At 75.1% G+C, this 20,481-nt stretch carries 26 protein-coding genes; 16 read left to right on the forward strand and 10 right to left on the reverse strand.

The window, feature by feature from the left end:
* Positions 1-35 precede the first annotated feature (35 nt).
* The 4 genes from ACNJ93_RS25545 (at position 36) to ACNJ93_RS25560 (ending at position 3,783) form a co-directional block, all read left to right on the forward strand.
* Positions 36-1,304, forward strand: a complete 1,269-nt coding sequence (locus tag ACNJ93_RS25545; protein WP_418961520.1) for an amino acid deaminase/aldolase — start codon at positions 36-38, stop codon at positions 1,302-1,304.
* A 121-nt stretch (positions 1,305-1,425) separates the two neighbouring features.
* On the forward strand, positions 1,426-2,022 hold the full coding sequence (locus ACNJ93_RS25550; protein ID WP_418959781.1) for a TetR/AcrR family transcriptional regulator: 597 nt from the start codon (positions 1,426-1,428) through the stop codon (positions 2,020-2,022).
* 121 nt (positions 2,023-2,143) lie between these two features.
* On the forward strand, positions 2,144-2,767 hold the full coding sequence (locus tag ACNJ93_RS25555) for a hypothetical protein (RefSeq protein WP_418961521.1): 624 nt from the start codon (positions 2,144-2,146) through the stop codon (positions 2,765-2,767).
* 200 nt (positions 2,768-2,967) lie between these two features.
* Positions 2,968-3,783 carry an SCO2400 family protein gene (locus ACNJ93_RS25560; protein ID WP_418959782.1) on the forward strand — a complete coding sequence of 272 codons (816 nt, stop codon included), beginning with the start codon at positions 2,968-2,970 and terminating at the stop codon, positions 3,781-3,783.
* A gap of 157 nt (positions 3,784-3,940) precedes the next feature.
* On the opposite strand, the gene helR is transcribed toward ACNJ93_RS25560, so the two are convergent.
* Positions 3,941-6,133: an RNA polymerase recycling motor ATPase HelR gene (gene helR / locus ACNJ93_RS25565; RefSeq protein WP_418959783.1), complete on the reverse strand. Its 2,193-nt coding sequence runs from the start codon at positions 6,131-6,133 to the stop codon at positions 3,941-3,943.
* 230 nt (positions 6,134-6,363) lie between these two features.
* Between helR and ACNJ93_RS25570 the strand changes: the two genes are divergently transcribed.
* The 6 genes from ACNJ93_RS25570 to ACNJ93_RS25595 all read left to right on the forward strand — a co-directional run bounded on the left by ACNJ93_RS25570 (position 6,364) and on the right by ACNJ93_RS25595 (position 11,251).
* Positions 6,364-6,720: an STAS/SEC14 domain-containing protein gene (locus tag ACNJ93_RS25570; RefSeq protein WP_418959784.1), complete on the forward strand. Its 357-nt coding sequence runs from the start codon at positions 6,364-6,366 to the stop codon at positions 6,718-6,720.
* 68 nt (positions 6,721-6,788) lie between these two features.
* Positions 6,789-7,502 carry a HemK2/MTQ2 family protein methyltransferase gene (locus ACNJ93_RS25575; RefSeq protein WP_418959785.1) on the forward strand — a complete coding sequence of 238 codons (714 nt, stop codon included), beginning with the start codon at positions 6,789-6,791 and terminating at the stop codon, positions 7,500-7,502.
* A 31-nt stretch (positions 7,503-7,533) separates the two neighbouring features.
* A complete protein-coding gene (locus tag ACNJ93_RS25580; RefSeq protein WP_418959786.1) occupies positions 7,534-8,061 on the forward strand; it encodes a flavin reductase family protein in 528 nt (175 codons plus the stop codon).
* On the forward strand, positions 8,054-8,347 hold the full coding sequence (locus tag ACNJ93_RS25585) for a hypothetical protein (protein ID WP_418959787.1): 294 nt from the start codon (positions 8,054-8,056) through the stop codon (positions 8,345-8,347). Before ACNJ93_RS25580 ends, ACNJ93_RS25585 begins: the two co-directional genes overlap by 8 nt.
* Before the next feature lie 100 nt (positions 8,348-8,447).
* On the forward strand, positions 8,448-9,455 hold the full coding sequence (locus ACNJ93_RS25590) for an LLM class F420-dependent oxidoreductase (protein ID WP_418959788.1): 1,008 nt from the start codon (positions 8,448-8,450) through the stop codon (positions 9,453-9,455).
* Positions 9,452-11,251, forward strand: coding sequence for a thiamine pyrophosphate-requiring protein (locus ACNJ93_RS25595; protein ID WP_418959789.1), 1,800 nt, complete (start codon positions 9,452-9,454; stop codon positions 11,249-11,251). Before ACNJ93_RS25590 ends, ACNJ93_RS25595 begins: the two co-directional genes overlap by 4 nt.
* Here ACNJ93_RS25595 and ACNJ93_RS25600 read toward each other — a convergent pair.
* Positions 11,202-12,455, reverse strand: coding sequence for a cytochrome P450 (locus tag ACNJ93_RS25600; RefSeq protein WP_418959790.1), 1,254 nt, complete (start codon positions 12,453-12,455; stop codon positions 11,202-11,204). The genes ACNJ93_RS25595 and ACNJ93_RS25600 overlap by 50 nt on opposite strands.
* A gap of 127 nt (positions 12,456-12,582) precedes the next feature.
* On the opposite strand from ACNJ93_RS25600, the gene ACNJ93_RS25605 reads away from it, so the two are divergent.
* From ACNJ93_RS25605 to ACNJ93_RS25615, 3 genes are all read left to right on the forward strand, one after another.
* Positions 12,583-12,963, forward strand: a complete 381-nt coding sequence (locus ACNJ93_RS25605) for an STAS domain-containing protein (protein WP_418959791.1) — start codon at positions 12,583-12,585, stop codon at positions 12,961-12,963.
* Between the two features lie 105 nt (positions 12,964-13,068).
* Positions 13,069-13,359 (forward strand): CDGSH iron-sulfur domain-containing protein, encoded by a 291-nt coding sequence (locus ACNJ93_RS25610; protein ID WP_418959792.1) that lies wholly within the window; start codon positions 13,069-13,071, stop codon positions 13,357-13,359.
* Positions 13,356-14,369, forward strand: coding sequence for an iron-containing redox enzyme family protein (locus ACNJ93_RS25615; protein WP_418959793.1), 1,014 nt, complete (start codon positions 13,356-13,358; stop codon positions 14,367-14,369). The genes ACNJ93_RS25610 and ACNJ93_RS25615 overlap by 4 nt, the downstream gene beginning before the upstream one ends.
* Positions 14,370-14,421: 52 nt before the next feature.
* Here the strand turns inward: ACNJ93_RS25615 and ACNJ93_RS25620 are convergent, their stop codons facing one another.
* From ACNJ93_RS25620 to ACNJ93_RS25655, 8 genes are all read right to left on the reverse strand, one after another.
* Complete coding sequence (locus ACNJ93_RS25620) at positions 14,422-14,862, reverse strand: VOC family protein (protein WP_418959794.1); 441 nt, start codon at positions 14,860-14,862, stop codon at positions 14,422-14,424.
* A 69-nt stretch (positions 14,863-14,931) separates the two neighbouring features.
* Positions 14,932-15,258 (reverse strand): plasmid stabilization protein, encoded by a 327-nt coding sequence (locus ACNJ93_RS25625; protein WP_418959795.1) that lies wholly within the window; start codon positions 15,256-15,258, stop codon positions 14,932-14,934.
* Between the two features lie 85 nt (positions 15,259-15,343).
* Positions 15,344-16,138 (reverse strand): metallophosphoesterase family protein, encoded by a 795-nt coding sequence (locus ACNJ93_RS25630; RefSeq protein WP_418959796.1) that lies wholly within the window; start codon positions 16,136-16,138, stop codon positions 15,344-15,346.
* Complete coding sequence (locus ACNJ93_RS25635) at positions 16,135-16,431, reverse strand: hypothetical protein (protein WP_418959797.1); 297 nt, start codon at positions 16,429-16,431, stop codon at positions 16,135-16,137. The genes ACNJ93_RS25630 and ACNJ93_RS25635 overlap by 4 nt, the downstream gene beginning before the upstream one ends.
* Positions 16,424-17,089: a nucleotidyltransferase family protein gene (locus ACNJ93_RS25640; RefSeq protein ID WP_418961522.1), complete on the reverse strand. Its 666-nt coding sequence runs from the start codon at positions 17,087-17,089 to the stop codon at positions 16,424-16,426. The genes ACNJ93_RS25635 and ACNJ93_RS25640 overlap by 8 nt, the downstream gene beginning before the upstream one ends.
* A gap of 157 nt (positions 17,090-17,246) precedes the next feature.
* The gene (locus ACNJ93_RS25645; RefSeq protein WP_418959798.1) at positions 17,247-17,579 is read right to left on the reverse strand and encodes a hypothetical protein; all 333 of its coding nucleotides are present in this window, start codon (positions 17,577-17,579) and stop codon (positions 17,247-17,249) included.
* 95 nt (positions 17,580-17,674) lie between these two features.
* Positions 17,675-18,124, reverse strand: coding sequence for a DUF2267 domain-containing protein (locus tag ACNJ93_RS25650; RefSeq protein ID WP_418959799.1), 450 nt, complete (start codon positions 18,122-18,124; stop codon positions 17,675-17,677).
* A gap of 108 nt (positions 18,125-18,232) precedes the next feature.
* A complete protein-coding gene (locus tag ACNJ93_RS25655) occupies positions 18,233-18,667 on the reverse strand; it encodes an Hsp20/alpha crystallin family protein (protein WP_418959800.1) in 435 nt (144 codons plus the stop codon).
* Between the two features lie 129 nt (positions 18,668-18,796).
* On the opposite strand from ACNJ93_RS25655, the gene ACNJ93_RS25660 reads away from it, so the two are divergent.
* The 3 genes from ACNJ93_RS25660 (at position 18,797) to ACNJ93_RS25670 (ending at position 20,469) form a co-directional block, all read left to right on the forward strand.
* On the forward strand, positions 18,797-19,474 hold the full coding sequence (locus ACNJ93_RS25660; RefSeq protein ID WP_418959801.1) for a type III effector protein: 678 nt from the start codon (positions 18,797-18,799) through the stop codon (positions 19,472-19,474).
* A gap of 112 nt (positions 19,475-19,586) precedes the next feature.
* Positions 19,587-19,979, forward strand: coding sequence for an STAS domain-containing protein (locus ACNJ93_RS25665; protein ID WP_418959802.1), 393 nt, complete (start codon positions 19,587-19,589; stop codon positions 19,977-19,979).
* An 88-nt stretch (positions 19,980-20,067) separates the two neighbouring features.
* Positions 20,068-20,469, forward strand: a complete 402-nt coding sequence (locus tag ACNJ93_RS25670) for an ATP-binding protein (RefSeq protein ID WP_418959803.1) — start codon at positions 20,068-20,070, stop codon at positions 20,467-20,469.
* The last annotated feature ends 12 nt before the right edge of the window (positions 20,470-20,481 follow it).

Consider the following 20,481-nt stretch of genomic DNA (forward strand, 5'->3'; position numbering starts at 1 on the left):
AACGGTCGGGACAGTGCGCGGAGAGGCGGTACGTCATGGGAGGCGTCGCACCGGAGAACGACACCCGGCGCCCCGTCGCGCCGGCCGGCTTCGAGGAGCTGGAGGCGGCCACGGCGGGGCTCCAGCCCCCGTTCGCCGTGGTCGACCTTGGCGCGCTGCGGGCCAACGCGGCGCAGATGGCCCGGCGCGCGGGCGGCAAGCCGATCCGCCTCGCCAGCAAGTCGCTGCGCTGCCGCGCGCTGATCGGCGACGTCCTGGGCCTGCCGGGCTTCTCGGGGGTGCTGGCCTTCACCCTGCCGGAGGCGCTGTGGCTGGCGGACTCCGGTGAGTGCGAGGGCGGCGGCGACGGGCGGGCGGGGTCTGTCGAGGACATCCTCGTGGGTTACCCCACCGCCGACGTGGACGCGCTGCGCCGGCTCGCGTCGGACGAGCGCGCCGCCGCGCGGATCACCCTCATGGTCGACTCCGTCGAGCACCTCGACCTCGTCACCGCCGCCGTCGGCCGCTCCGGCCCGCCCGTCCGCGTCTGCCTCGACCTGGACGCCTCCCTGCGGCTCCTCGGCGGCCGGGTCCACCTCGGCATGCGCCGCTCCCCGCTGCACGCGCCCGAGCAGGCGGCGGCGCTGGCCCGGGCGGTGCTCGCCCGGCCGCGGCTCCGGCTCGTCGGCGTCATGTCGTACGAGGGCCAGATCGCCGGCGTCGGCGACGACCGGCCCGGGGCGGGCCCCAGGCAGGCGGCGGTACGACTCGTGCAGCGGCTCTCCGCGCGGGAGCTGCGGGCCCGCCGGGCCGCCGCGATCCGGGCGGTGCGGGCCGTCGCCCCGCTGGAGTTCGTGAACGGCGGCGGGACCGGCAGCCTGGAGGCCACCTCGGCCGAGCCGGCCGTCACGGAGCTGGGCGCGGGCTCGGGGATCTACGCCCCGGTGCTCTTCGACCACTACCGGGCGTTCCGACCGCTGCCCGCCGCGTACTTCGCGCTCTCCGTCGTGCGCCGGCCCGCGCCGCGCCACGTCACCGTGCTCGGCGGCGGCTGGATCGCGTCGGGCGCGCCCGGCGCGGACCGGCTCCCGGTGCCCGTCCGGCCGCGGGGCCTGCGGCTGCTGGCCGCGGAGGGGGCGGGCGAGGTCCAGACCCCGCTGACCGGCGCGGCCGCGGACGGTCTCCGGCTGGGCGACCGGGTCTGGTTCCGGCACGCCAAGGCGGGCGAGCTGTGCGAGCGCGTGGACCGGCTGCACCTGGTCGAGGGCGACCGGATCGTGGACGTGGTCCCGACGTACCGCGGGGAACAGCGCGCGTTCCTGTGACGGCCGGGGCGGGGGAGCCGCTGGGGTACGTTGACCGGCGGCGGCACGCCCGTACGGGCGCCCGCTTCGTCCCGCCCGTGACCGTCCCGCACCGACCCCGCCCTCCGGAGGAGCCGCAGCCATGCCCCGCCTGTCAGCCGACGACCGACGCGAGCAGCTGGTCGAGGCGGCGATCCGGGTCATGATCCGCGACGGCGTCGCCAGGACGACCACGCGCGCGGTCGTCGCGGAGGCGGAGGTGCCGCTGGGCGCGTTCCACTACTGCTTCCGCTCGAAGGAGGAACTGCTCCAGTCCGTCACCGAACGGATCATGGAGCGCACCCTCGCCCCGCCGCGCGACCTCCCGGAGGGCACCACCCCGGGGGAGGCGATCCGCGCCCACCTGCACGCCTACTGGGACGGGGTGCGCAGCCGCCCGGAGGAGCACCTCGTCACGTACGAGCTCACCCAGTACGCCCTGCGGCGGCCCGAACTGACCGTGGTGGCCCGCCGGCAGTACCGCCACTACGTCGCCGTCGGCAGCGACTACCTGGACGCTCTGGCGCGAGCCCTCCGCATCCGCTGGACGGTCCCCCTCCCGGTCCTCGCCCGCCACGGCACGGCCGTCCTGGACGGCCTCACCCTGACGTGGCTCATCGACCGCGACGACGAGGCCGCCGCGGCGTCCCTGGACGAATTCGCCCGTTACCTCACGTCGGCGTCCACGCCGGCGGACTGACGCCTCTCCAGCAGACAGACAGACCGACCGGCGGGCGGCGCCGGGGCCGTCGTCGGGCCCCGTAGGAGGAAATCGGTCGCTGCGGGGCCGCGGAGGGGGAACACTTCGCGGGGTGATCGTGATGCAGCCCGTCCTGGAAGTGCTCGGTCGTGACGACTTCGCGCTCTGGCCCGTGCTCGCGCCGGGGGAGCGACCGCGGGGTTTCCTGCCGGTCGGCGGGGCGATGACGGAGACGGAGATCGGGACCGCGGTGATGCTCGTCGCCTCGTGCAACGACCTCGATCCGGGGGACGGGGACGAACGGCCGCCGCGGCCCGACGAGCCCCTCGCGTCGTTCCTTCACGGAATGCTCACCTTCGACGCCCTCTACGCCGCCGGCGGCCTGCGCGTCACCGACACCGCCACCGGGGCCGAGCTCGTCCCCGGGTGCTGCAGCGGCCTGGAGGAGTGGCGCGCCTGGTACGAGGTCCTCGACGGCGGCGGGAGCGCCGGCTTCGGCCACGACCCCGACCCGATGGCCCAACGGATCGGCGACACCGTGCGGTTGACGGTCGACGCCGAGCGCCCCGACAGCCCCGTCCTCGAACTGCCCGCCGCCGAGCTCCGCCGCCTCCTCGCCGGTGCCGAGCGCGAACTCGGGGCCTTCCTCGACGTGGCCGCCGCATGGGCGAGCCGTCACCTCGGCCGCCACGCCGAGCCCGTGACACATGCCCTCGCCCGGGCGTTGGCACTGCAACTACCTTGAGTTTCAGGGAGGTTGGTGTCGTCTGCCGTCCGTGGCCGCTCAATCGTGGCTGACCGGAATCCGTGCAAGAGCGTCACACGGGCTGCACAGGGTCTTCCGAAAGGCTGGTTAGCGTTGCGGCCGTTCGATTTCGTTCGCGAACGTGTTCAGGTCGTGGCCGGTCCGTCGGCCGACGGCGCAGTCGACTCAGGAAGACGCAGATGGACTACTGCTCCGCGTGCCGTCGCCACCTCAACGGCGCCCTCGTCTGCCCCGGATGCGGTGCCTACGCGCCGGACATCGCGCCGAGCATCGTGCTCACCCCGGCCGACACCATGGACGTGACCCCGGGCGGAGCCGCGTTCGCGAACGCGGCCGCCGCCGGGCCGGGGGACCTGCCGGCCGGGCCGGGCGACCCGGCCGACGTCGACCCGGCGCCGGGCGCCGACGTCCCCGAGGGACGGGCGGCGCGGCGGCGGCAGCGGGCGCGGTGGAGGAAGAACCAGCGCCGGGCCGTCGTGGCCACGGCCTTCGCGCTCCTCGGCGGCGGTATGACCGCCGCCGCGCTGGAACGCGACACCTCCGGCCGTGCCCTCGCCGCCTCCGCCCCGGAGGACCTGCCCGACACCTCGCCCGACGAGCGGACTCCGGCGCACGAGCCCGCGCCCACGACGCCGCCCCCGAGCCCGGCCGCGCCGCCGGCGTCCGCCGACGACTCGGCGGAGCACCGCGCCACCCCGCCGCCGAAGGCCCCGAAGCGCGCCGGGACCGGCGCCCAGCGGGCCGAGGCGCCCGCCGCGCCCCGTGCCTCCGTGCCGAGGACGCTCCCCCTCGTCCCCGCCGACGGCCGGCCCTCCGTCGCGCCGACGGAACCCTCCGCCGCGCCCGCGCCGGCCACCCGCCCCACGGAGACCGCGCCGGCTCCCGCGACCGACCCGGCCACCTCGCCCGACGCGCCCACGACCGGCACGCAGCCGGCCCCGACCGAGCAGCCCGCCCGGCAGGAACTCTGCCTGCTGGTCATCTGCCTCGGCTGACCGGCCCGAACCCGAGCTGACGGGCCGAGCCGGGCCGAGCTGACCCCGGCCGACCCGGGCCGAGGTGACCGGCCCGAACCCGAGCTGACGAGCCGGCCCGCCCCCGACCTGCCCCGCCCCGAGCCGGCGGCGCGGCCGCCCCGCCACCCGCCTCCCCTCAGGCGCTCCTGAGGACCACCAGTCGCTGCGTCGCCCGCGTCATCGCCACGTACCGGTCCACCGCGCCCGCCACGCCCGTGCCGAACCGCTCCGGATCGACCAGCACCACCAGGTCGAACTCCAGGCCCTTCGCCAGCCCCGGCGTCAGCGACCGCACCCGCTCCGAGCGCGGTGCGTACGACGGGTCGCCGATCACGCAGACGACCCCCTCCGGGTGCTCCGCGAGCCAGCCGTCCACCACGGACTCCAGGTCCTCGGCCGGCCCGTGGACCACCGGTACTCCGCTGCCGCGCACCGACGTCGGCACGTTCGCGTCCGGGAGCGCCGCGCGGATCGCCGGCTCGGCCTCCGCCATCACCTCGGCCGGCGTACGGTAGTTGATGCTCAGCGAGGCCACCTCGATCCGGTCGAGGCCGACCCGCTCCAGCCGCTCCCGCCACGACTCGGTGAACCCGTCCCGCGCCTGCGCCCGGTCCCCGACGACGGTGAAGCTCCGGGACGGGCAGCGCTGCAGCAGCATCTGCCACTCCGCGTCGGTCAGTTCCTGCGCCTCGTCGACGACGATGTGCGCGAAGGGCCCCGTCAGCGGCTCCCGTTCCGCGCCCGGCAGCGCCGCGCCGTCGACGAGCGTGTCCTGCAGGTCCCGGCCGCGCAGCATCGTCACCGCGCCCTCGCCGTCGGCGTCCGCCGCCACGATGTCGTCGATGACCCGCGCCATGCGCGCCCGTTCGGCCGCGGCCGCGGCCTCGCGCCGCCGCTGCCGGACGGACGCCTCCCGGTCGCCGAGCCGCCGCCGCGCCGCGTCCAGGAGCGGCAGGTCGCTCACCGTCCAGGCGTGCGCCTCGGCGCGCTGCAGCCGCCGCACCTGGTCCGGGCCCAGCCACGGGGCGCACAGCCGCAGGTACGCGGGCACGGACCACAGGTCGCCGACCAGGTCGGTCGCGTCGAGCAGCGGCCAGGCCCGGTCCAGCGCGCCGGCCAGCTCCCGGTCCCGCAGCACCTCCTGCCGGAACTCGTCCTCCGGCACCTCGTCGTCGCCCAGCCGGTCCAGCAGGATCGCGGCCAGCTCCTCGCGGATGCGGTCGCGCGCCTCGTTGTGCGGGATGCCGTCCACGGCCTCGAAGGCCTCCGCCCAGTCGTCGGCGGTCAGCCGGAGGTCGGCCCAGGAGGTCGAGACCGTCAGCGTCTCCGCGGGCGGCTCCTCGTAGAACCGGACGGCCAGTTCGACCGACTTCACCATCTCCGCGGACGACTTCAGCCGCGCCACCTCCGGATCGCTCTCCGCCCCGGCGGTCGCGCCCTCGGGGACGAGGTCCCGCACGGTGCAGGTCCGCACGCCCTCCTCGCCGAGGCTCGGCAGGACGTCCGAGACGTACGCCAGGTACGGCTGGTGCGGGCCGACGAACAGCACCCCTCCGCGCCGGTGCCCGAGGCGCGGATCGGAGTACAGCAGATGCGCCGTACGGTGCAGGGCGACCACGGTCTTGCCCGTGCCGGGACCGCCGTCCACGACCAGCGCACCGCGCGAGCCCGCGCGGATGATCGCGTCCTGGTCGGCCTGGATGGTCGCGAGGACGTCCCGCATCCGCGCCGAGCGCTCCCCGCCGAGGCTCGCGATGAACGCGGACTGGTCGTCCAGCGCCGCGTGCCCGTCGAGCGCGTCGGCGGTGAAGACCTCGTCCCAGTAGTCGGCGATCCGGCCGCCGGTCCAGCGGTAGCGGCGCCGGCTCGCCAGGCCCATCGGTTCGGCGTGGGTCGCGGCGAAGAACGGCTCGGCGGCGGGCGACCGCCAGTCGAGCAGCAGCCGGCGCCCGGAGCGGTCGGTCAGCCCGAGCCGCCCGATGTACGCGGGCTCGGCGCCGTCCGCGCCGACGATCCGCCCGAGGCACAGGTCGAGACCGAAGCGCCGCAGGGTGCGCAGCCGCCCGGTCAGCCGGTGGATCTCGCTGTCCCGCTCCAGCGCCTCCCGTCCGGCGCCGCCGGGCGCCCTGCGCAGGGCGGCGAGCCGCTCGGTCAGCTCGGCGACGGACTCCTCCAGGCAGGCGGCGATGGCGGCGAAGTGCTTCTCGTCGTCCGCGACGAGCGCGGGATCGGCCTTGGCGGCGAGCCGCGCCGGCAGACGGAACGCGGACTCGCCCGAGGCCGCGGCGACAGACGCGGACGCGGACTCGGACGAGGCAACGGCAGACATATGCATACGCAAGGCGTGAAACTCCCAATTCCCCGGCTTCCGGCTCAGGCAGGCGATTCTGCGGTACGAAGGGGGCCTTGCCGCAAGCCCCCCGGTGCGCTATACCTTGAGAGTGGCAAGGAGCGCGTTCGCGCCTTGCCCTTTTTCATGCGCCCCTGCGGACGCGCCCCCGTCACCCGTTCGGCGGGCCCCGCCCTGCCGCGCCCGGCGACGTGCGCGACGCTCGGAACGTGATCACGAAGCTGGAAGGCATGCCCGAAGGCGTCATCGGTTTCCAGGCGACCGGCGAGATCGCCGCCGTGGACTACCGCAGGACGGTGATCCCGGCCCTCACCGAGGCCGCCCGCGCCGGTGACGTGCGGTTCCTGCTCGTCGTCCCGTCCTTCGACGGCATGACCGGCGGGGCCCTGTGGGAGGACGCCAAGGTCGGCATGGAGCACCTGCGCGCCTGGAAGCGCGTCGCGCTCGTCACCGACATCGAGTGGATGCGCCAGGCCACCGCCCTCTTCGGCTGGATGAGCCCGGGCGAGCTGAAGGTCTTCCCCCTGGCCCGGCGCGCCGAGGCCACCGCGTGGGTGGCCGCCTGACCCGGCCGGCCGGCGCCGCCCGCGGCCGGCGGACGTGTGCCGCCGGGGTCGCGGGGTATCCGCGGCGCATGGCAGCGACGAGACTGATCACGCCCCCCGGTGTCTACGCGCCCCAGGCCGACTCGGCCCTGCTGATGGACTGCCTCGCCCGGGAGAAACCGGGCCCAGGGGTCCGGGCACTCGATCTGTGCACCGGCACCGGCGTCGTCGCCATCGCCGCCGCCCGCAGCGGGGCGGAGGTCACCGCCGTCGACATCTCCCGCGCCGCCGTGGCCGCGGCCCGCATCAACGCGCGCCGCCACGGCGCCCGCGTCCGGGTCCGGCGCGGGGATCTGGCGGAGCCCGTCGCCGAGGAACGCTTCGACCTGGTGACCGTCAACCCCCCGTACGTACCGGCTGCTTCGCCGCGGACGCCCGCACGGGGCGCGGGCCGGGCCTGGGACGCGGGCTGGGACGGGCGGCTGCTGCTCGACCGGATCTGCCGTACCGCGCCGTCGGTGCTGGCGCCGCGGGGCGTGCTCCTGATCGTCCAGTCCTCGCTCGCCGGGGTGGACGAGAGCCTTGCCGCGCTGAACCGGGCGGGGTTGTGCCCTGCCCGGGTGGTCGCCCGGCGGCGCGAGCGGTTCGGGCCCGTCATGGCGGAGCGGGCCGCCTGGTTCGAGGAGCGGGGGCTCGTGGCACCCGGGGTCCGCAGCGAGGAGCTGGTGGTGATCCGCGCGGAGCGCGCACCGGTGCGCGAGACGTCCGCGGGCCGCTCCCCGCGCCGGGCCCTCGCCCCGTGACGGCCGGCGCCCCGAGCGGAGGAGACGCAGCATGAGCACCTCGCGAGCCGACGACGCGGACCTCTCCGGCGTCGCGGACGCCCTCGACGGGGCGATGTACGTCGTCACCGCGGCCGCCGGAGGGCGGCGCGGCGGCTGCCTCGTCGAGTTCGCCTCCCAGTGCTCCATCGATCCGCCGCTCTTCGTCACCTGGCTGTCGCCGGCGAACCGCACGTACGGCATCGCGCGCGACGCCGACCACCTGACCGTGCACGTGCTCGGCCGGGAGCAGCGCGCCCTGGCCGCCCACTTCGGGGAGCGGACCGGCGACCGGGTCGACAAGTTCGCCGGCGTCGCGTGGCGGCCCGGTACGGACGGCTGCCCGGTGCTGACCGACGTACGGGTCTGGTTCACCGGCCGGATCGAACGGATCCTCCCCGGCGGCGACCACATCGGTTTCGTCCTCAGCCCCGTGGAGTGCGCCGACGGGGACGGAACGGAAGGGCGGCCGCTGCGGCGGCGCCAGGTGCGCGGGCTGCGGGCCGGGCACGCGAGCGACGAGGGAGTCCGCGATGACTGACCAGGAACGGTCCCGCCGCCGGCCGCGGCGCAGCACGGGAGCGGCGCGCGGGCGCGCCGACGAACGACCGCGCGGGGCGTCGGACGGCGACGCCGCGAACGGCCCGGACGCCGCGAACCGGGCCCCGTCCGGCGAGACCCCGCACGGCGCCCCGTCCGGCGAGCCCACGCACGAGGCCCCGTCCGGCGACGCGGGCGGGCACGGCGCCAAGCACCAGCGCCCCGGCACCGGGCGGGAGGAGCAGACCCGCCCCCACCCGCCGCGGCGCCGCCCCGACGACGACTGACCGCTCGGCAAGGCACCCCGGCGCGCCCCCGGCCCACGTTTCCCCTGGGGGCGCCCGGGCAGCCGCCCGACGGAACCGGCACACATCCGATGGAGGTGTCATGACCGAATTCGGCTACTTCCTCTCCTGCGAGGAATTCGGCCCGGCGGACCTCGTCGAGCAGGCCCGCATGGCGGAGGACGCGGGGTTCACCTCCCTGTGGATCTCCGACCACTACCACCCCTGGAACGACGCGCAGGGCCACAGCCCCTTCGTCTGGTCGGTGATCGGAGCCCTCTCCGAGAGCTGCGGACTGCCTGTGGAGACCGCCGTCACCTGCCCCACCGTACGCATCCACCCCGCCGTGATCGCCCAGGCGGCCGCCACCTCCCAGGTCATGCTGGACGGCCGTTTCCGGCTCGGACTCGGCAGCGGCGAGGCGCTCAACGAGCACATCCTCGGCGACGTCTGGCCGCCGGCCGACGTGCGCCTGGACATGCTGGAGGAGGCCGTGGAGGTCATCCGCAAGCTGTTCACCGGCGAGGAGGTCACCCACCGGGGCCCCCACTACACCGTCGAGAACGCCCGGATCTACACCCTCCCGGACACCCCGCCGCCCATCGACATCTCCGCCTTCGGACCGAAGGCCGCCGACCTCGCCTCGCGGATCGGCGACGGCTTCGTCACCACCACCCCGGACACCGACCTGGTCGCCCGCTTCCGCGCCCGCGACCCCGAACGGCCCGTCCTCGGGTCCACCAAGGTCTGCTGGGGTCCGTCCCGCGAGGAAGCCGTCCGGACCGCCCACCGGCTGTGGCCGACCGAGCACCTGCCCGGCGAGCTCAACCAGGTCCTGCCCACCCCGCGCCACTTCGAGCAGGCGTCCGAGCTGGTCACGCCGGAGATCGTCGGCGACGCCGTCGCCTGCGGCCCCGACCCCGAGGAGCACGCCCGGCAGTTGCGCGCGTACGTGGACGCCGGCTTCGACCGCGTCCATGTCGGCCAGATCGGCCCCGACCAGCGGGGCTTCTTCGACTTCTACGCCAAGGAGGTCCTGCCGCTGGTGCGGACGGACGGCGGGAAGGACGGCGGGAAGGACGGCGGGAAGGACGGGGACGACCGGTCATGACGAAGGAGACCGTCGCCGACCAACTGCTCGACCGCCTCCGCGCCTGGGGCGTCAGCCACGTCTTCGGCTACCCGGGCGACGGCATCAACGGACTGCTCGGCGCCTGGTCCCGGGCCGGGGACGACCCCCAGTTCATCCAGGCCCGACACGAGGAGACGGCCGCCCTCGCGGCCGTCGGCCACGCCAAGTTCTCCGGCCACGTCGGCGTCTGCACCGCCACCTCCGGGCCGGGCGCGATCCACCTCCTCAACGGCCTGTACGACGCCAAGCTGGACCACGTCCCCCTCGTGGCGATCGTCGGCCAGACCGACCGCAGCGCCATGGGCGGCGCGTACCAGCAGGAGGTCGATCTGCACGCCCTGTTCAAGGACGTGGCCAGTGACTTCCTGGAGACCGTCACGGTGCCCGAACAGCTCCCCAACGTGCTCGACCGGGCCGTGCGCACCGCCTACGCCCGCCGCGCGCCCACGGCCGTGATCGTCCCCGGCGACGTGCAGGACCTGCCGTACACACCGCCCCGGCACAGCCACAAGATGGTCCCCTCCAGCCTCGACTCCAGCGGCTGGAACCCCGTCCCCGACGACGAGTCCCTGGCCCGCGCCGCGGCCCTGCTCGACCGGGGCGAGCGGGTCGCCATGCTCATCGGCCAGGGCGCGGCCGGCGCCGCCCGCGAGGTCGAGGAGATCGCCGACGTCCTGGGCGCGGGCGTCGCGAAGGCGCTCCTCGGCAAGGACGCGCTCAGCGACGAACTGCCGTACGTGACCGGCACGATCGGGCTGCTCGGCACCCGGCCCTCGTACGAGATGATGCGCGACTGCGACACGCTCCTGACCGTCGGCTCCAACTTCCCGTACTCGGAGTTCCTGCCCCCGTACGGGCAGGCCCGCGCCGTGCAGATCGACATCGACCCGCACCTGGTGGGCCTGCGCTACCCGTACGAGGTGAACCTCGTCGGCGACGCCGCCGACACCCTGCGCCGGCTGCTGCGGCTGCTCACCCGCAAGCAGGACCGCCGCTGGCAGGAGACGGTGATCGCCGGAAACCGCCGCTGGAAGGCCGTCATGGCCCGACGGGCGGCGCTGTCCGCCGACCCGGTCAACCCCGAGCACGTGGCGCACGCCCTCGATCCGCTGCTCCCCGACGACGCGATGATCACCGCGGACTCCGGCTCGGTGGCCAACTGGTACGCCCGGCACCTCACGATGCGCCGCGGCATGCGCGGCTCGCTGTCCGGGACGCTGGCCTCGATGGGCTGCGCCGTGCCGTACGCGATCGGGGCCAAGTTCGCCCACCCGGACCGGCCCGCGATCGCGCTGGTCGGGGACGGCGCCATGCAGATGAACGGGCTCGCGGAGCTGGTGACCGTCGCCAAGTACGCGACCGAGTGGACCGATCCGCGCCTCGTCGTCGCCGTCTGGAACAACGGGGACCTCAACCAGGTGAGTTGGGAGCTGCGGGCGCTGGGCGGCACCCCGCCCTTCGAGCCCTCGCAGTCCCTGCCCGACGTGCCCTACGCGGACTTCGCCCGGTCCCTCGGCATGGACGGCATCCGCGTCGTCGACCCGGACCACGTCGAGGACGCCTGGCGGCAGGCGCTGTCCGCGGACGGGCCCACGGTCCTGGACTTCCGCACGGACCCCGACGTGCCGCCGATCCCGCCGCACTCCACCTGGGAGCAGATGGAGTCCACCCTCGCCTCGCTCGCCCACGGCGGCGGCCGCCGCGGCCACGTCGTCGCGCAGGGCCTCAAGGCGAAGGCACAGGAGCTGCTGCCCCGCCACGGCGACGGGGACTGAGGACCAGCCGCAGGCCGCTGCGGGGCCGGGTCGGGATGCGGTGCAGGGGGATCCGCAGATCCTGGTCCGGCACCGTGAACGCGAGGCGGGCCAGCTCGCGGGACAGAGCCGCCAGTACGGAGACGGTGATGTCCTCGCCGGGGCAGCGATGCCCGTCCCGCGGGCCGCCGCCCTGCGGGATCAGACGGTCGGGGTGGGGCGGCGCGCCCAGGAACCGGTCCGGGAGGAAGCGGTAGGGCGCCTCCCACAGCTCCGGGTCGTGGTTCTGCCCGTACACGTCGAGCAGCAGCATCGTCCCCGGCGGGACGTGCGCGCCGGCGACGACCAGGCCCTCGGTGGCCAGCGCGCCGACGAAGGGCACGAACGGGTAGAAGCGGCGGACCTCGTGGGCGAAGGCGACGGCGAAGGCGGCGTCGCCGTCCGCGAGGCGCCGCCGCACGGCGGGGCTCCCGCTCATCGCGTGGGCGGCGAAGGTCACGAACCAGGTGAGCGCCACCGTCGGCCGTGCGATGTTGAGCAGTTCCACGGCGGCCGTGTGGGCGTCGAGGAGCGTGCCGTCGGCCTCCCGGTGCGTGACGACCGCCTCGAACGGCGTCCACGGCGCGTCGGCGGGTGTGGTGCGGGCGGCGACGACCGCCTCGGACAGCAGCGCCTCCTGGCGGCTGCGCGCGCGGCGGGCGCGCAGATGGCGGGGCCCGGCGGTGGCGAAGCCGTCGACCATGGCCACGCAGTCGCGGGCGAGCCGGTCGGCGCTCTCCGCGTCGCCTCCGGGCAGGCCCAGCCAGCCGGCGACGGCCCGGGCCAGGACCCGCGCGGCCTCGTCGAAGAGGACGACCTCGCGCTCGCCGGAGCCGCCCAGAGCCGCCCGGAACTCCTCGCACACCTGGGTCGTCAGCGCCTCGACTGCCGCCGGCTCGGTGAGCCGCGTCAGGAACAGCGCCTTGCGGGCGCGGTGCGCGGCCCCGTCCAGGGTGTGCACGGCCCCGCGGCCGAAGAGGGTGTCCAGGACCGGCCCGGGCAGGGCCCCGCTCCGCCGCGCGTGGCCCTCGTCGTAGAAGAAGGCCACGGCCTCGGGCCCGCGCAGCACGCGCACCGGTCTGCCCAGGAGACGCGTCTCCACCGGGCCGTCGCCGCCGCCGCGCCGGTACACGCCGGGCAGCCAGTCGTACCCCTTGAGGAACAGGGCCGGAGTGCTGTCGATCATCACGCGGGGCGAATGCCCCGCGCGGGCCGGGGCAATCACCCGGCCCGCGCCCTCACCCGTACGGCCCTTCGCGCAAGGCGTGCCGGCGCACTGGCCGGGCATGCGCGGGGTGACGAGGAGGTGTGTCATGGGATCCGACCAGGAGCACACACCGCACACCGAGACGGACACCCGTACCGAGGACCCGTACGTCCTGGGCCTGCGGGGCGACATGGACCTGCACCACGCCGACGAACTGCGGGCCCTGCTGTTCGCGGGGATCGCGCAGGCGCCGGACGGCGCCGAGATCGTGATCGACCTGCGGAACTCGTCCTTCTGCGACACCACCGGGCTCAACGTGCTGCTCGCCGCCCGCGACGAGGCCCTGGACCGGGGCCACAGCGTCCGGCTCGCGGCGCCCAGCCACCAGATGGTGCGGCTGCTGGAGATCACGGGCCGGGTCGGCCTCTTCGGCTGGGAGTCGCACGGCGCCTCCCTGCGGTCCCGGGCCGTGACCGCCTGCGCGTAGGGAGCGCCCGGGGCGCCGCGGTGCGAGAAGCGGTCGGCATGGCGGCGGGGCCGCCCGGGCAGACGCCGGGGTGACGATACACCGACCCGAGCGGAGGAACCGGCCATGAGCACGTCCTACGAGGAGGAGCAGGACGTGGGGCGGCAGAGCCAGAACGCCGCCCCGCGTGTCGTCGTCGTCGGCGAGGGCCCCCTGCTGATCGAGGGCCCCGTCGAAGTGGTCCTGCCCGACGGGGAGACCCGTCTGTGCGAGCGGCCCATGGTCGCCCTCTGCACGTGCAGGCGCAGCCTGCGGATGCCGTTCTGCGACACCAGCCACCGTCCCCGCAAGCGCGGGGGCGCCGCGGCACGGGCGCGGGCGGCGGTGCGGGACGCCGCCGAGGAGGCCCGGTCATGACGGCGCCCCACGCACTCGACGTGCGCACCGGCCCCGCGCCCGGGCTCCCGGGCCCGCGCGGCGACCTGTCGGCGGCGGTGGCGGAGTACCTGGAGTCCTCCCGGGACCGCCTCCCGGACGGCGGGGACGTGGCGGGCGCCGATCCGCTCGGCGAGGACCTGCAGCTGGCCCTCCACCTCTGCTACGAGCTCCACTACCGGGGCTTCGCCGGGGTCACCGACGACAAGGAATGGGACCCGGAACTGCTGCGCCTGCGCGGCGCGCTGGAGCACCGCTTCGAGGAGGCGCTGCGCGAGCGCCGGGGGCGGTACGGGAGCGTGGACGAGGCGTTCGAGGCGGTCCTGGCCGACGGGGCCGACGGGGGCGCCGTCACCCGCTTCTTGCTGGACCGCGGGACGCCGGACCATCTGCGCGAGTACGCGGTGCTGCGGTCCGTGTACCAGCTCCGCGAGGCGGACCCGCACCTGTGGGTGGTGCCCCGGCTGGTCGGCCGCGCCAAGGCCGCGATGATGACCGTGCAGTACGACGAGTTCGGCTGCGGGCGGGCCGAGCGCATGCACGCGCGTCTGTTCGCCGACCTGATGCGCGACCTCGGACTCGACGCCTCCTACGGCGCCTACCTGGACCACGTCGGGGCGGAGGCCCTGGCGGCGGTCAACGTGATGTCGCTCTTCGGCCTGCACCGCGCGCGACGCGGCGCGCTCGTCGGGCACTTTGCGCTGCTGGAGGCCACTTCGTCGCCGGCGGCGTCCTGGATGGTGGCGGCCATGCGCCGCATCGGCGCGGGCGAGGCGGCCGTCCACTTCTACGACGAGCACGTGGAGGCCGACGCCGTCCACGAGCAGCTGGTGCGCCGGGAGGTCGTCGGCGGCCTGCTGGACGAGGAACCGGAGCTCGCCGACGACGTGGTGTACGGCATCGAGGCGACGGAGTTCCTGGAGGAATGCCTCGGCGACGCGGTCGCTTCGGCGTGGGACGCGGGCCGCACGGCACTGCGGCGGCCGCTGTGAGCAGCCGTGCGGCGGGGGCCGGCCGACCGGCCGGCCCCCGCCGCACGGGGTTTCAGCCGAGTTCCTCCGCCAGCCCGATGACGATGCCCTCGGGGCCGCGCAGGTAGCAGAGGCGGTAGACGTCCTCGTACCGCACCACCTCGCCGACGAGTTCCGCGCCGTGGGTCTGCAGCCGGGCGACGGTGTCGTCGAGGTCGTCGACGGCGAACATGATCCGGCGCAGGCCGAGGGTGTTCACCGGCGGGTCCGCCGGCTCCTGGCGGATCGCCTTCGGCGTCCGGAAGCACGCCAGCTCGACCCGGCCGGGGCCGCCGGGGACGCGGAGCACGGCGATCTCCTCCCGCACGTCCTCGACCGCGATGATCCGTTCCACCCAGCGGCCTTCGAGGGGTCTACGGCCCTCCAGTTCCATCCCGAGCTCGACGAAGAAGGCGATGACGGCGTCCAGGTCCTCGACGACGATGAGGACGTTGTCCATCCGCTTGATCGGCATGCGGCTCTCCTCGGTGGGGCGGTACGGCCACGGGTGGCCCATCGTGCCCCGGCTCGGGCCCGGCGCGGATCAGCCTCGCCCGAGGGACCGCTTCAACTCGGCCTTGTTCATGGACGAGCGGCCGTGGACGTCGCGGCGCTTCGCCTCGGCGTACAGCTCGTCGTAGGTCGGTCCGTCCGAACCCCGGCCGGATCGCTCCCCGCCGCGCGCGGAGGAGGACTTGCCCTGGGTGGAGCTCTTGCTCGCGCTCTTGGACTCACCCGAACGGGCGCGTTCCTTGTTCACCGTGCGGGCGGCGATCTCCTTGGCGCGCTCGGTGCTCTCCCCGCGCTTCTGCGCGCTCTCCTTGATGTGCTCGTACTGCCGCTCCCGCTTGGAGCTCGATCCGCGAGGCATGACGGCCCCTTTCAGGTCCGATGGGTCGGGGTTCGTGGGGGCGACTGCCCGGTGCGCGGGGCCGGAAACGACGCGACGGACCCCGTCACCCGGCCGGCGCACGGTCGTGGACCGGCAGCCGGTAGAGCGCGAAGGCGCGGTCGATGACCGGCTGGGCGACGTTGCGCACGCGCACCCCTCCGGCCGTCATGCCGTGCTCCGTGCCCAGATGGGCGTGGCCGTGCACGGCGAGGTCCGCGCCGACGGAGTCGATCGCCTCGGCGAGCAGGTAGCTGCCCAGGAAGGGATAGATCTCGACGGGCTCGCCGGACAGCGTGTCGGGGACGGGCGCGAAGTGCGTCAGCGCGATGCGCACGTCGCAGTCGTCGGCCGCCAGTTCCTCGAGCGCGCCGGCCAGCCGCTCGGCGGCGTCGTGCGCCGTGCGGACCCACGCCTTCATCACCGGCTCGCCGAACGCGCCGGCGCTGCGGCCCGCGAAACCGCCGCAGAACCCCTTCGCGCCGGCCACCCCGAGCGTGCGGCCGTCGACGGAGAACGTGACCGACCGGCCCTCCAGGACTTCGACGCCCGCGTCGGTGAGGGCGCCCGTCACCTCGTCCTCCTCGTCGGAGTGGTAGTCGTGGTTGCCGAGCACGGCGACCACCGGGATCCCCAGGTCCCGTACCTCGTCGGCCACCACCCGGGCCTCGTCGAGGGTGCCGTGCCGGGTCAGGTCGCCCGCCAGCAGCAGCACGTCCGCGCGCTCGCGCAGGGTCAGGAACGCCGGGCGCAGCAGTCCCGCGCACTCCGGACTGAGGTGGATGTCGCCGACCGCCGCGACCCTGACCTCGTCCCTGACCTCGTGCCCGGCTTCCGTGCCGGCCGTCCTGTCCGCCGTCATGGCAGCCTCTCCACGCGGTCGGGCGCGTCGGCGGACGGCGTGGTGAGGTCGGCGCGTACGACGAGCCCCGAGAGCTCCGCCCGCGCCAGCCGCAGGATCTCGTCGCGCCGGGCGGCCGTGGGCACCGCGCCGGTCAGCAGAACGGAATCGCCGCGGAGTTCGATCCGGACGCCGAGTTCGGCGACGTCGTCACCGGCGAGCCGGTCCCGCAGCCGGGCGATCCGGTACTCGGCCTCGTGGGCCGGATGGGCGTGCGCGGCCCCGTGGGCCGCTCGGGGGTCGCGTTCAGCCATCGGTACGTCCGTCCTCCCGGTCGCCGTGCCCGTCGATGACGTCGAGCAGTTCGAGCAGGTACAGGAACGCCGCCGCCATGGGCCGGTCGCCGGTCTCCTCGCGGACGCGGTTCCAGTCGACGCGCTCGCGCAGCCCGCGCGCGACGGGCAGCAGCGGCCCGAAGTCGCAGTGGTGCTCCGAGAAGGCCGCGAGCCGCCCGATCATGAGGTCGGTCGGTTCGATCACCGGCATGTGGACCGAGTCCACGGGCAGGGTCACGGAGCGGTCCAGGAGCTCGGAGGTGACCGGCCGGCCGGCCAGGGCGAAGATCAGGTCGATGTCCTCGCCGCGTCTGCGACCCTTGACCAGCCAGTCCTCGGGCGGCTCGACGATCTCCACGCCGCGTTCGGCGAGCAGCCGGGTGACCTCTTCGGCGTCCTCGCGGCGCACCGCGAAATCCACGTCGTGCTGCAGCCGCACCGGAATGCCGTACGCGTACACCGCGACGCTGCCCACCAGGGCGAACGGGCAGCCCGAACCCTTCAGGACGGCGGCTACCTCCTTGGTGACCTCCAGGATCGCCTGCGTGTGGTCCGGGGGGAGATTCCGCCCCCGGTGATCGCCCGCGGCACGCGCCGTGACCCCGGCCCCCAGGGGGCGCGGGCCGGAAGGTGGCATGCTCACGGTCGAGGGGGCACCTTCGACGAGGTTCATTTCAGTCTCCTCCTGCCGCACGCGCGCCTCTCTCGGCGAGAACCCGGGGACCTGCCTGTACCCCGTCGGCCGCGAAGAATGCGCGACCCTCCCCCGGCCGGGCCCGGCCCGGGCCCGGCCGTCAGTCCAGGTCGTCGCCGGCCAGCCGCAGCGCCAGCTCTTGGAGGATGCTGTCGGTGTGGGGCTCCGCGCCGGTGCCGTCGTAGGCGTCCGCGACCGCTTCGAACGCCGTGATGAAGCCGCTGATCAGCGCGCTCAGGGGGGCCGACAGCTGCCCCAGGACCGCCGTGCCGACCTCCTCGACGCCCGCGTCGGCGGGCACGGTGAACCGGGTGGGGATCACCTCGCCCAGGAGGTCCGAGACGAAGCTCTCCTCGACTCCGGCGCGCAGGCCCGTGAGAGCGGCGATGGCCTTGAGTCTGATCTCGTTCTCGGTCATGTCGTTCCCGGTCATGTTCCGAGCATCCCCGGAGCGGTCCGCGTCGGCATGCGGGCGCCCGCGGCCGGCGGCGAAGGGCCCGGGCCGCCGACCGGCGGCCCGGGCCCGGGTCAGCCCGCGTCCGGCGGCGGGACGTCCCCCCGGGAGGCCGGGGACGCCGCGGCCGTCGCGTGCTGGGGGCGGCCGAAGAGCAGGTCGTATCCCGCGGGCAGCTGCAGCAGCATCCGGCGGGTGATGTCCTCGCCCGCCGCGTCCGCGGTCACGCTGAGGACCGCGCCCACGTCCCAGGTCGCGGTCCGTTCCGTGGCCCCCTCGATCCACGCCGCCGTGGCGCGGACGAACCGCTCGGGGGAGAGCGGTTCGACGGCGGGCAGCGGGTTCAGCAGGATGAGCGCGAAGGACTCCGGAAGCCGGGCGGCCAGCTCGGCCCGTACCTCGCCCACCAGGTGGGCGCCCAGCAGCCCCAGGACCGTGCGGGCCGCGCGCTCGGCCTCCTCGGCCGAGGCGTACTCACCGCGTTCCACGACCCGGTCGAGGAACGCCTCCCATCGCATCGGCATCGCTGCCCCCTTCTCGGGTGTCGGCCGCCCCTCCTCGGGGTTCCGGCGGCGCGGGGGCGAGGCCGGAGGGGATGTCCCGCCCCCGCGTCACGGCGCGGCCGGAACGGCTCAGCCGCGGATCTCCTTGCGCTCGGAGCCGCCGCCGATGGAGATCTTGCGCGGCTTGGCCCGCTCGGCGATGGGGATCCGCAGGGTGAGCACGCCCGCGTCGTAGTCCGCCCTGATGTGTTCCGTGTCCAGTGTGTCGGCCAGCATGACCTGGCGCGAGAAGACTCCCAGGGGCCGCTCGGAGAGCTCCATCTGCACGCCGTCCGCCTTGGCGACGGGCCGGCGCTCGGCCTTCACCGTCAGCATGTTCCGCTCGACGTCGATGTCGATGGCGTCGGTCGAGACGCCGGGAAGGTCGAGGGCGATCACGTACTCGTCGCCCTCCCGGTAGGCGTCCATCGGCATCGCCGAGGGCCGGGACCAGGTGCCGCTGGTGTTCAGCAGCTGCTGGGCGAAACGGTCCAGCTCACGGAACGGGTCGGTGCGCATCAACATCGTCGAACACCTCCAGTGCTGCTCAGGCTCTCTTCGCCAATGCGCTTCACCTGCTTCCGTTGTAGCATGTCGTCCATCCGATGACAACCGTCGATGTCGTCCTTCCGACGACACAGGGGAGGAGGCGCCATGACCGCCGAGGAACAGCCCACGCCGCCGACGCCGCGCGGGACCGGTCCGGCGTCGTTCCTCGCCGCGGCCGCCGCGCTGACCAGCATCAACGAGGCCGTGCAGGCCGCGCAGACGCCGGCGGACCGGTACTCGGGCCCCGAGCCGGCCGGCCCGGAGCAGGCCCTCGCCGCGCTCCTGCTGCTGCGCGAGGTACGGGACCAGCTCGCCGGCTGGGAGCCCGGCCTCATCGAGGCCGCCCGGGAGGCGGGCGCCAGCTGGGCGGACCTGGCCCATCCCCTCGGCGTCTCCAGCCGCCAGGCCGCCGAGCGCCGCTATCTGCGCCTCCGGCCCGGCACCCCCGGCAGCACGGGGGAGGAGCGCGTCCAGGCCACCCGGGACCGCCGCGCCGCCGACCGCACCGTCACCGCCTGGGCCCGCGCCAACGCCGCCGACCTGCGCGGACTCGCCGGCCGGATCGCGGCCCTCACGGACCTGCCCCCGGCCGCCCGCACCCCGCTCGCCGATCTGGCCGGGGCCCTCGCCGACGACGACGCCGCGAGCCTCGTGGGCCCGCTGACCGGCACCCACGGCTACCTGGAGCCGCGGCACCCCGAGCTCGCCGCGCGCGTCCACGCCGTCGTCCACCGCACCGAACAGCTCCGCCGGGACAGCGGCCACCAGCGCCGCGGCGGCTGACGCCCCCGGCGGCGGGACCGGGAGGGGCGTACGGTGGTAACAGCTCCGACCGAAGTCCGCCCGCCACGCCTGCGGCGGCTCGCCGAGGCGACCGAGCGGCAAGGAGGCGGTCATGAGCACCGATCCGTCGCAGGGGGCCGAACCGTTGATGCCGGCGTCCGAACTCAAGGCCGACACCGTGCGCAAGGGGGACACCGTGGTCTGCGTCCTCGCCGGTGACCTGCACGAAGGCACGCAGGACGCCGCCCGCGCGGTCCTGTTCCGCGCGCTGGACTCGCGTCCCGCCCTGCTCGCGATCGATCTCGACGCCGTGGAGCTGTTCACGGCCGCCGGCCTGAACGTCCTCCTGGCGGTGCGGGACGCCGCCCGCCTCGACGCCGTGCCGTTCGCCCTGGTCGCCCCGAGCCCGACGGTGCGGCGGGTGCTGGGCGTGACGGGCGCCGCCGTGTGCTTCTCCGTGCACGCCACGGTCGAGGAGGCCGCGGCCGCGCGCGACGCAGCGTGACGACGGACGGCCCCGACGGCGTGTAGCCGCGCGGACGGTGGGCAGTCGCCTGGTTCACAGAAGCCGACGGCATCCAAGGGGACCGGTCATGGGGCTTCAGCCCTCCGCTGTGCACCACGGCGAACTCGCTCTCGACGGGCCCGGGGACGCCCGGGCGTTCAGCGCCTGGATCGGATGGATACGCCAGACGCTGACCGAGTGGCACCTCGCGGCGCATGACACCGACGCCGTCCTGGTCGCCGCCGAGCTGCTGTCGAACGCCGCCCGGCACGCCGGCGGCATCCTGCGCCTGTCCCTGGACCATCGCGACGGGGTACTGCGCATCGCCGTCACCGACCCCAGCCCCGACCCGCCCCGGCCCCGTGCCCACCGGGCCGAGGCGACCGGCGGGCACGGCCTGTTCATCGTCGACAACCTCGCTCTGGACTGGGGGACCCGGCCCGAGCCGCACGGCAAGACCGTCTGGGCCGAACTGCCGGTCCCGGGCTGAGCCCGGGGGCGT

This window comes from Streptomyces tritici (assembly GCF_048500665.1).
GTDB lineage: Bacteria > Actinomycetota > Actinomycetes > Streptomycetales > Streptomycetaceae > Streptomyces > Streptomyces tritici.

Bases quoted from the DNA above. Each gene is read 5' to 3' on its own strand.
- ACNJ93_RS25575 (WP_418959785.1), top strand. From the start codon at position 6,789: ATGGCAGCGACGAGACTGATCACGCCCCCCGGTGTCTACGCGCCCCAG.
- ACNJ93_RS25590 (WP_418959788.1), top strand. From the start codon at position 8,448: ATGACCGAATTCGGCTACTTCCTCTCCTGCGAGGAATTCGGCCCGGCG.
- ACNJ93_RS25605 (WP_418959791.1), top strand. From the start codon at position 12,583: ATGGGATCCGACCAGGAGCACACACCGCACACCGAGACGGACACCCGT.
- ACNJ93_RS25610 (WP_418959792.1), top strand. From the start codon at position 13,069: ATGAGCACGTCCTACGAGGAGGAGCAGGACGTGGGGCGGCAGAGCCAG.
- ACNJ93_RS25665 (WP_418959802.1), top strand. From the start codon at position 19,587: ATGAGCACCGATCCGTCGCAGGGGGCCGAACCGTTGATGCCGGCGTCC.
- ACNJ93_RS25670 (WP_418959803.1), top strand. From the start codon at position 20,068: ATGGGGCTTCAGCCCTCCGCTGTGCACCACGGCGAACTCGCTCTCGAC.
- ACNJ93_RS25615 (WP_418959793.1), top strand. From the start codon at position 13,356: ATGACGGCGCCCCACGCACTCGACGTGCGCACCGGCCCCGCGCCCGGG.
- ACNJ93_RS25560 (WP_418959782.1), top strand. From the start codon at position 2,968: ATGGACTACTGCTCCGCGTGCCGTCGCCACCTCAACGGCGCCCTCGTC.
- ACNJ93_RS25595 (WP_418959789.1), top strand. From the start codon at position 9,452: ATGACGAAGGAGACCGTCGCCGACCAACTGCTCGACCGCCTCCGCGCC.
- ACNJ93_RS25620 (WP_418959794.1), bottom strand. From the start codon at position 14,862: ATGCCGATCAAGCGGATGGACAACGTCCTCATCGTCGTCGAGGACCTG.
- ACNJ93_RS25640 (WP_418961522.1), bottom strand. From the start codon at position 17,089: ATGCCACCTTCCGGCCCGCGCCCCCTGGGGGCCGGGGTCACGGCGCGT.
- ACNJ93_RS25545 (WP_418961520.1), top strand. From the start codon at position 36: ATGGGAGGCGTCGCACCGGAGAACGACACCCGGCGCCCCGTCGCGCCG.
- ACNJ93_RS25660 (WP_418959801.1), top strand. From the start codon at position 18,797: ATGACCGCCGAGGAACAGCCCACGCCGCCGACGCCGCGCGGGACCGGT.
- ACNJ93_RS25635 (WP_418959797.1), bottom strand. From the start codon at position 16,431: ATGGCTGAACGCGACCCCCGAGCGGCCCACGGGGCCGCGCACGCCCAT.
- ACNJ93_RS25625 (WP_418959795.1), bottom strand. From the start codon at position 15,258: ATGCCTCGCGGATCGAGCTCCAAGCGGGAGCGGCAGTACGAGCACATC.
- ACNJ93_RS25600 (WP_418959790.1), bottom strand. From the start codon at position 12,455: ATGATCGACAGCACTCCGGCCCTGTTCCTCAAGGGGTACGACTGGCTG.
- ACNJ93_RS25550 (WP_418959781.1), top strand. From the start codon at position 1,426: ATGCCCCGCCTGTCAGCCGACGACCGACGCGAGCAGCTGGTCGAGGCG.
- ACNJ93_RS25655 (WP_418959800.1), bottom strand. From the start codon at position 18,667: ATGTTGATGCGCACCGACCCGTTCCGTGAGCTGGACCGTTTCGCCCAG.
- helR (WP_418959783.1), bottom strand. From the start codon at position 6,133: ATGTCTGCCGTTGCCTCGTCCGAGTCCGCGTCCGCGTCTGTCGCCGCG.
- ACNJ93_RS25650 (WP_418959799.1), bottom strand. From the start codon at position 18,124: ATGCCGATGCGATGGGAGGCGTTCCTCGACCGGGTCGTGGAACGCGGT.
- ACNJ93_RS25580 (WP_418959786.1), top strand. From the start codon at position 7,534: ATGAGCACCTCGCGAGCCGACGACGCGGACCTCTCCGGCGTCGCGGAC.
- ACNJ93_RS25630 (WP_418959796.1), bottom strand. From the start codon at position 16,138: ATGACGGCGGACAGGACGGCCGGCACGGAAGCCGGGCACGAGGTCAGG.
- ACNJ93_RS25645 (WP_418959798.1), bottom strand. From the start codon at position 17,579: ATGACCGGGAACGACATGACCGAGAACGAGATCAGACTCAAGGCCATC.
- ACNJ93_RS25555 (WP_418961521.1), top strand. From the start codon at position 2,144: ATGCAGCCCGTCCTGGAAGTGCTCGGTCGTGACGACTTCGCGCTCTGG.
- ACNJ93_RS25585 (WP_418959787.1), top strand. From the start codon at position 8,054: ATGACTGACCAGGAACGGTCCCGCCGCCGGCCGCGGCGCAGCACGGGA.